Annotated in this window: 8 protein-coding genes; 3 read left to right on the forward strand and 5 right to left on the reverse strand. The window is 72.1% G+C overall.

The features are described 5' to 3' along the window. Positions 1 to 169 precede the first annotated feature (169 nt). Positions 170 to 2,419 carry a LuxR C-terminal-related transcriptional regulator gene (locus ACFWYW_RS54645; protein WP_379624918.1) on the forward strand — a complete coding sequence of 750 codons (2,250 nt, stop codon included), beginning with the start codon at positions 170 to 172 and terminating at the stop codon, positions 2,417 to 2,419. Positions 2,420 to 2,459: 40 nt separating this feature from the next. On the opposite strand, the gene ACFWYW_RS54650 is transcribed toward ACFWYW_RS54645, so the two are convergent. The 3 genes from ACFWYW_RS54650 to ACFWYW_RS54660 all read right to left on the reverse strand — a co-directional run bounded on the left by ACFWYW_RS54650 (position 2,460) and on the right by ACFWYW_RS54660 (position 5,691). Next, on the reverse strand, positions 2,460 to 3,716 hold the full coding sequence (locus ACFWYW_RS54650; RefSeq protein WP_379624920.1) for a hypothetical protein: 1,257 nt from the start codon (positions 3,714 to 3,716) through the stop codon (positions 2,460 to 2,462). 172 nt (positions 3,717 to 3,888) lie between these two features. Next, positions 3,889 to 4,434 carry a TetR/AcrR family transcriptional regulator gene (locus tag ACFWYW_RS54655; protein ID WP_379624922.1) on the reverse strand — a complete coding sequence of 182 codons (546 nt, stop codon included), beginning with the start codon at positions 4,432 to 4,434 and terminating at the stop codon, positions 3,889 to 3,891. 36 nt (positions 4,435 to 4,470) lie between these two features. After that, complete coding sequence (locus tag ACFWYW_RS54660; RefSeq protein WP_379624924.1) at positions 4,471 to 5,691, reverse strand: MFS transporter; 1,221 nt, start codon at positions 5,689 to 5,691, stop codon at positions 4,471 to 4,473. A 90-nt stretch (positions 5,692 to 5,781) separates the two neighbouring features. Between ACFWYW_RS54660 and ACFWYW_RS54665 the strand changes: the two genes are divergently transcribed. Continuing rightward, on the forward strand, positions 5,782 to 6,423 hold the full coding sequence (locus ACFWYW_RS54665) for a TetR/AcrR family transcriptional regulator (protein ID WP_379624926.1): 642 nt from the start codon (positions 5,782 to 5,784) through the stop codon (positions 6,421 to 6,423). Between the two features lie 7 nt (positions 6,424 to 6,430). After that, positions 6,431 to 6,982, forward strand: a complete 552-nt coding sequence (locus ACFWYW_RS54670; RefSeq protein ID WP_379624928.1) for a hypothetical protein — start codon at positions 6,431 to 6,433, stop codon at positions 6,980 to 6,982. Here ACFWYW_RS54670 and ACFWYW_RS54675 read toward each other — a convergent pair. Together ACFWYW_RS54675 and ACFWYW_RS54680 are read right to left on the reverse strand one after the other, a co-directional pair. Further along, complete coding sequence (locus ACFWYW_RS54675) at positions 6,957 to 7,343, reverse strand: RrF2 family transcriptional regulator (RefSeq protein WP_379624930.1); 387 nt, start codon at positions 7,341 to 7,343, stop codon at positions 6,957 to 6,959. The genes ACFWYW_RS54670 and ACFWYW_RS54675 overlap by 26 nt on opposite strands. A gap of 106 nt (positions 7,344 to 7,449) precedes the next feature. Next, the coding region (locus tag ACFWYW_RS54680) for a sulfite exporter TauE/SafE family protein (RefSeq protein ID WP_379641382.1) at positions 7,450 to 7,800 on the reverse strand (351 nt) is incomplete at its 5' end.

Genomic DNA, 7,800 nt, shown 5'->3' on the forward strand with positions numbered 1-7,800 from the left:
TATCCCGAAAAATACAAATATGTCAACCAAAGGCGACGTTCAGCGGGTGGTTCACCGAAGGTTCAATCGGGAAATTCGGCCTTCCCATTCAGAGCCGTTCGATACCCTATCCGGCCCGTGACCGGCCGGTTACGATCCCGGAGTGATGATTTCGGGGACAGAGCGGCGAATGGGGCGGCTGCCTGCGGAATTCACGAGCTTCATCGGCAGGAATGCCGAGCTGCGCGAGATTCTCCGGCTGTTCGGTCAATCCCGGCTGATTACGCTGGCCGGACCGGGTGGCGTCGGCAAAACGCGGCTGGCCGTCCAGGCGGTCGCGCAGACGGCCGACAACTACGCCGACGGCATCTGCTTCATCGACCTCGGCGCCCTGCACGAGGCCGACCTGATCGCCGCCACGGTTTGCGAGTCGCTGGGCCTGAGCGCGCAGAACGTCGGCGCCCCCGGCACGATCCTGGTCGAGTACCTGGCCGGCCGGCACCTGCTCCTGATCCTCGACACCTGCGAGCACCTCGTCGACGCCTGCGCCGACCTCACCGAGCACCTCCTGCGCGCCGCCCCCCGCCTGACCATCCTGACCACCACCCGCATCCCGCTGAACATCCCCGGCGAGCACGTCCTCGGCATCGGCCCGCTGACCTGCGTGCCGCCCGCGGCCGACGACGAGCCCGAGCTGTCGGAGGCGGCCAGGCTGTTCGCCGACCGCGCCACCGCCGTCGCCCACGACTGGCGGCTGACCACCACCAACCTGCAGCCGGTGCACCGGCTCTGCGAGCGCCTCGACGGCATCCCGCTCGCCCTCGAACTGGCCGCCGCCCACGTACGCACCCTGTCGGCCGAGCAGATCCTGGCCAGGCTCGACCACCGGATCCTGGAGGTGCCCGGCAGGCGCGGCCGCCGCGGCCGCCACCAGACCCTCGACGCCACGATCGGCTGGAGCTTCGAGCTGTGCTCGCCCCGCGAGAAGCTCCTGTGGGCCCGGCTGTCCGCGCTGACCGGCGACTTCGACCTCGACATCGTCGAACGTGTCTGCGCCGACGAGCACCTGCCGCTCCACGACGTCGTCGCGACGCTGTCCAGCCTCGTCGACCAGTCCATCGTGCTGCGCACCGGCAGCCAGGACGACGCCCGCTTCCGCCTGCTGGACACCGTCAGGGAGTTCGGCGCCCGCGAGCTCGAACGGCGCGGCGAGCGCGACACGCTGCGCACCAGGATCGCCGGCTGGCTGGTCGAGAACGCCGGACAGGCCCGGCGGGACCTGCCGACCGGCGCGCAGGTGGGCTGGCTGGACTGGTACGCACGCGAGCAGCACCAGATCCGCGAGGCCTGCGACCACCTGCTGCGCGGCGGCCGGCACGAGGAGGTGTTCCTCACCGTCGCCCGGCTCATCGCGATGCACGGGCTCATCGGCGAGGCCCGCTACTGGGCCGGGCGGGCCTTCCCCGGCGCCACCGCCTCCGGCGAGGGCCTGGTGATGCACGCGCTGTTCATCGTCATGCACGACGAGGCCGACGCCGCCCGGCCGCTGCTCGACCGGGCCGCCGCCCTCGCCGAGTCGACCGGCGACGAGCCGCTCAAGGGCTACATCGCCCTGGTCGACGGCATCGCCGGCCTGTTCGCCGGTCAGCTGGCCGAGGCGCGTACCCGGCTGGAGGAAGGCAGCGCGATCCACGCGCGCCTGGACACCCGCGACGTCCTCGTCCCGCTCGGGCCGGTGTTCATCGCGGTGGTCGCCGCCCTGCAGGGCGACTTCGACGGCGCCGTCGAGCGGGCCGCCGCGGTCGTGGCAGCGGGGGCGGAGGCCGGCGAGCTGTGGGCCCGCTCCTACGCCGAGGCGGTGTGGGGCATGACGCTCATGCTCAGCGGCGAACCGTCGGCGGGCCTGCTGCGGCTGCGCGAGGCCCTGCGCGTCAAGCACGACCTCGACGACATGCTCGGCATCGCCCTGGCCCTGGAGTTCTACGGCGGCTGCCTGCTCAACCTCGGCACCCCGGAGGCGGCCGCGCGCCTGATCGGCTCCGTCGAGGACGCGCGCACCGTCAGCGGCGTCTCCATGTTCGGCCCCCAGCACACGCTCATCAGGGAGATCATGGAGCAGCAGTGCAGGGACGCGCTGGGCGAGGAGATCTTCGACGCCCAGCGCCGCATCGGCCACCAGATCGGCCTCGAACGCACCCTGGCCGGCATCCTCGCCGAATCCGACCCGTCCGCACCCGCGCGGAGCGTCCAGGAGCCGCTGACCAAGCGTGAGTACGAGATCGCCCGGCTGGTGTCCGAGGGCCTGACCAACCGGCAGATCGCCGAGCGGCTCGGCATCGCCAAGCGCACCGTGGACACCCACATGGAGAACATCCTCACCAAGCTCGCCATCTCCTCCCGGGTCCAGATCGGCGCCTGGATCCAGCGCGACGCGCCTTGACGGCTCCCGCCGGCGGGAGCCGTACCGGAGAGAAGGGGGGTCAGGCGCAGGTGGCGAGCAGGACGGTGACGACCGTGCAGGGGGCGGCGTCGCTGTCGTTGGCCGGGTCGGGGTCGGCGGGGGACGAGGCGGTGCGGGTCGCGGTGACGGTCACGTTGCCGAGGCTGAGCAGGCCGAGCGGGAGCCGGAAGGTGGCGGTCGCCGAGGCGCCGGCCGCGAGCGCGGTGTAGGAGCAGGTGACGGTGCCGGGGACCGAGGTGCAGCCGGGGGAGAGGTGGGTGGCGGTCCGGCCGGGCGGCAGCGTCGCGGTCAGCGTGGCCGAGGTGAGCGGGCCGGGACCGGCGTTGCGCGCGGTCATGCGGTAGCTCAGGTAGGGGACCAGCAGGCCGAGGCGCGGCTGCGCGGCCAGGTCCACGGCCACGTCGGTGGCGCCGGCGGGGGCCCAGTCGATCGTGAACTGGAAGCCGGGGACGACGGCCAGCGCGCTCTTGCCGGTGCCGTCGGTGTTCATGGTGAACAGGTCGTTGTCGGAGGTGTAGGCGATCTTGGTGCCGTCGGGCGACCAGCGGGGCGCGCCGCTGAAGGTGGCGTCGTTGGAGAGGTTGGCCTGGCCGCTGCCGTCGGCGTTCATCACGTAGATCTGGGCGAGGTTGGGGGCGAAGCGCGTCCAGCCGTAGGTGATCTTGCTGCCGTCGGGCGACCAGTCGGGCAGCCCGGCGCCGTCGTTGCCGCTGTAGGCGGTGAGCTGGGTCTCGCCGGAGCCGTCGGCGTTCATGACGGAGATGTTGCGGGTGGGGTCGCGGAAGGCGATGCGGTCGCCGCCCGGCGACCACGCGGGGGCGTCGCCGTACACGCCGAGCGAGGTACGGCCGGAGCCGTCCGGGCCGATCACGGTCAGGGTGCTGTCGCCCGCCCGGTAGATGATCTTCGTGCCGTCCGGCGACCAGTCGACGGGCGCGTCCACGACGGGGCCGCCGGTGTCGACCTGGGTCTGCCCGGTGCCGTCCGGGTTCATCGTCCAGAGCTGGTGGGAGCCGCCGGCGGAGCGGGTGAAGGCCACGCGCGTGTTGCCGGCATTGGCCGCGGCGTTGGAGTCGGCGACGTCGTTGTCGGTGAGCTTGGTCAGGCCGCCGCCGTCCGGGTTGATCCGGTAGATCTCCTTGTCCGGGTCGGTCGTCTGGTCGACGAAGTAGATGGGGCCGTTGGCGCCGGGGAAGGCGGCGTGGGCGGGCGCGGCCAGCACCGCCGACACCAGCGCGACCACGCCGGCGAGCACCGGTAACGGATGACGGAGCATGCATACCTCCAGGCAGGACGAGACCGTCGGTGGACCCAGCGATGACGGCGGCCTGCTGGAGCACCCGATCCGGGACCGGGGAAGCCCACCCAGCGACCTTTTCCCGTCAGGAGCGCCGGTCAACCGCCGTCACCTGGCCGACAGCGGACACCTCGGCCCCACCGGTGGAGGTCTAGAGCGTGACGAGGGCGCGGCACAGGCGCGCGGCCTCGGCCATCAGCCGGTCCCGGTCCCCGGGGAAGTGGTAGACGTGGTCGGCGCTGCCGTGCATCACGTGGTAGAGCACGATCGCCGTCGCCTCCGGATCGGGTACGGCCGCGCCCGCCTCGGCCAGCAGCGCGACGATCGCGTCCACGGCCGGGTTGGGCCCCGGCCGCTCCGGCCGGGCGGAGCTGTGGAACAGCACGTCGTGCAGCCGGAGGTCGCCGAGATACTCCGCGATGCCGGCCAGCATCCATCGTTCGATCCGCTCGACCCCGTCCGCCGAGCCCGCGACCTGGCTCTGCCGGGCGGCGAACCGCTCCACGTAACGGTCCCTGAGCGCGCCGACCAGGTCGTCCTTGCTGGAGAAGTGCAGGTAGAAGGTGCCCTTCGCGACACCGGCCCCGGCGGTGACGTCATCGACGGTCAGCGACCCGACCCCTGCCCTGAGGACCAGCGCCTCCGCCGCGTCGAGTAACTGCGCGCGCCGTTGTCCCGCCGGCCTGGTCCGAGCCACCCGCGTCCCCTCACTCTCGGTCGTCGGCCAGCCACTTTATCCCTGCCGCGCCGCCGCGGGCTCCTCGGGCCGGGCCTCGTCCCGCCGGAAGAGCGGGTGGGTGTAGAGCAGGACGATCACCAGGCACATGATGGCGACGGCGGTGACGAGCGGGACCAGGGGCGACAGCGCGTACAGGGAGGTGGCGAGGGTGGGCGCGAGGACGAACGTGAGCGCGTTGTTCGCGGCCACCACCCCGGCCAGGCCGCCCTGCTCCTCCTTCGTCATCGCGAACGTCGGGCCCGCCGTGTAGCCGGGGATGGCCAGCCCGAGCCCGAGCCCGATGATCAGCACGGCGGCGACGAACACCGGCAGGCCGAGGTCGGGCAGCAGCAGCGCCAGTCCGCCCAGCGCGACCAGGGCGCCGACGCGCATCAGCCGCCGCGCGGGCCAGCCGACCCTGGGCACGATGACCACCTGCGCGAGCAGCATGCCGACCCCGGCGGCGAGCAGGGTGCCGCCCGTGGCGCCCGCGGTCTGGGTGGCCGACAGGCCGTTGCGGTCCTGGAGCAGGAAGCCGATGAGGATGTGCACGAAACCGAGCGCGGTGAACATCCCGAACCCGGTCAGCAGGTACGGCCACACCCGCCGGTCCAGCGGGTGCACGCGGGGCGGCGCGGCCACGAGTTCGCGGGCGCCCTGCGGCTTGACCAGGACCGCGACGAGCACGGCGCCGACGGCGAGGATCAGCGGGACGGCGTAGAGCGGGGTCAGCATGCCGAAACCGCCGAGCAGCCCGCCCACACCCGCTCCGGCGATCATCGCGATGCCCTGGGCGGCCCCGATCGCCGCCATCGCGGCCAGGCGGTCGCGCTCGGTCTCGGTGGCGTCGGCGGCGTACGCCTGGGCGGTGGGCGGCACCGCGGCGAACGCGACGCCGAACAGCACGCCCCTGGTCAGCACGAGCAGGCCGAACAGCAGCGCGCCCGAGAGCAGCGCGGCGATCCCGAGGTGAGCGAGGACGGCGAAGGCCAGCATCGCCACCGTGGCCCCGGTCAGGGCGCCGACCAGCACCGGCTTGCGGCCCCACTGGGCGGACTTGCGGCCCCAGAACTGGCTGGTGAGCACGACGACGACGGCCGAGGTGCTGATCATGACGCCGACCTGCCAGTCGGCCAGGCCGACCTCGCGGGCCAGCGGCGCGATCAGCGGGTTCAGGGTCTGCTGGCCCAGGAAGATGATGAAGACGCTCAGGTAGAGCACGCGTAGCCGCGCCATGACACTCCTCGGGGGACTTAGGTAAGCCTTACCGTAGTGGCGGCTCGCGTTGTTTTGCAACGGCATTCGCAAAACCTTCATACTGGACCCATGCGCGAACCGACCAGAAAGGGCGGCCGCCCCCGGGTGGTCGACCGGGAGGCCGTGGCCAGGGCCGTCGTCGAGCACGGGTTCGTCGAGCTGTCCGTGAGCGCGATCGCCCAGCGGCTCGGGGTCAACCAGGCGACCCTCTACCGTCACATCGGCGGCCAGGACGACCTCGTCGACACCGGCGTGACGCTGCTGATCAGGCAGGCCGCGTGGCCGGCCGGGGGCGCCCACTGGCGCGACCTGCTGGAAGGCGCCGCCTGGACGGTCTGGGGCATCCTGCGCGACAACCCGGGCCTCATGATGGCGGCGGGCCGGCGCCTGCTGGCCAACGACGAGCTCATCGCCGCGTTCAACCGGCTGTGCCTCGACCTGATCAAGCAGGGGCTGCCGCCGGACAAGGCCACGCTCGCCGTCGACTTCGTCCTGGATCTGGCCTGCAACACCGTCCTGTCACGGGACTTCATGCTGGCCGGCGCGCTGGAGGGCGACCGCGAGCCGCCGCGCGCCTGGACCGGCAACTTCGACCCGCGGGTGCTGGAGATCATCACCCGGGCCGCCGGTCCGGGCCACGAGGAGTGGTTTGCCGGCAAGCTGAAGATCGCTTTGGATGGGATCGAGCGGATGTTCGTGGATATGAGATAGTCGCCCGGTGAAAGTGATCATCCGGTGGGTCATGCCCGCTCTGGTCCTGCTGGGCTTCGCGATCTTCTTCAACGACCGGGGCGGCAAGAGCGAGCCGGACTTCACCATGGCCGAGGTCAAGGTGGTCGAGGGGATCGTCGCCACCTTCGACGTCTCCAGGACCCAGGCCGGCAGCGGCAACCGCCAGTCCAGCCGCGTCGACTACCTGCTCACGCTGACCGGCCGCCCGCGGAACGTCGCGTTCCGGCTGGACACGACTCCGGCGGGCGGGGTCAAGGCGGGCATGCGCGTACGCCTGGAGATCCTCGAGGACGCCGAGGCGGCCTTCACCTCGGCCACCCGCTACCCGGACGGGAGCAACCGGATCCACGCGGTCGGGGCCGTGGTCGACGGCAGGCCGGTCTACACCGCCGCGGAGTACGTCGCCAGGAGCGAGTCGGCGGCGTCGGGCAACGGCCGGATCGCGCTGGTCTTCCTCCTGCTGGCCCTGGCCTGGGGCGCGGTGGTGTACTTCGTCAAGATCCGGCCGTACGTCAGGAGCGGGAAGGCCGCTTGGTGACGTCGGCCAGCGTGACCTCGCCCAGCAGCGCCGTCTCGTAGTCGTGCAGCCGCTCCCACACCTCGGCCAGCGGGGCGGCGGCGCCGGGGAAGCGGGCGGCGGGCGGCTCGGCCCCCTCCGTCACGGCGATCACGTCGGCCAGGGTGATGTCCCCGGCCGGGCGGGCCAGCCAGTAGCCGCCCTCGGGGCCGCGCTGGCTGCGGATCAGCCCGGCGCGGCGCAGGTGCAGGAGGATGCTGTCGCAGAAGCGGCGCGGAATGTCCTGGCCGGCGGCGATCTGGTGGGCGTGCACCGGGGCCGGGGCGGTGGCCAGGGCGCACATGGCGCGCAGCGCGTACCGGGTTCTGGCGGAGATCCGCATCAGCGTTCCCCGCGGCGGTGAGCTGATCTCAAGGAGGCACTCCTTCGGAAAAAGCGCGATGCCCCCGGCTCGCGTCCGGGGGCATCGTGGGCGAATCACGGGTGGCTCAGGCCGGGGTGGGCTCGTCCTGCCGCTCCAGCTCGGAGTCCACGGCTTCCACCGACTCGTTCGCCTTGTCGCGGCGGTACTCGCGTACCGAGTAGACGATGGCGCCGACCCAGAGGAGCGCGATGAGGACGTAGGCGATGGCCTGCACGTTGCCGGGCGCGTCGATCCAGTCGCTGCGCAGCAGGGTACGCACGTTCGTCAGGATGATCACACCGCCGACCGCCGAGCCCAGGATGCGCGGCGGGATGTGGCGCACCAGCCAGGCGGCGATGGGTGCGGCGATCACGCCGCCGAGCAGCAGGACGCCGACCCAGGCGAAGTTGATGTTCTCCGAGCCGATGCCGATCAG

It is taken from the genome of Nonomuraea sp. NPDC059023, assembly GCF_042740095.1.
Taxonomy (GTDB): Bacteria; Actinomycetota; Actinomycetes; order Streptosporangiales; family Streptosporangiaceae; genus Nonomuraea.

Coding starts and splice junctions, on each gene's coding strand:
- ACFWYW_RS54645 (WP_379624918.1), top strand. CDS start 170: ATGGGGCGGCTGCCTGCGGAATTCACGAGCTTCATCGGCAGGAATGCC.
- ACFWYW_RS54675 (WP_379624930.1), bottom strand. CDS start 7,343: ATGCGGATCTCCGCCAGAACCCGGTACGCGCTGCGCGCCATGTGCGCC.
- ACFWYW_RS54665 (WP_379624926.1), top strand. CDS start 5,782: ATGCGCGAACCGACCAGAAAGGGCGGCCGCCCCCGGGTGGTCGACCGG.
- ACFWYW_RS54660 (WP_379624924.1), bottom strand. CDS start 5,691: ATGGCGCGGCTACGCGTGCTCTACCTGAGCGTCTTCATCATCTTCCTG.
- ACFWYW_RS54650 (WP_379624920.1), bottom strand. CDS start 3,716: ATGCTCCGTCATCCGTTACCGGTGCTCGCCGGCGTGGTCGCGCTGGTG.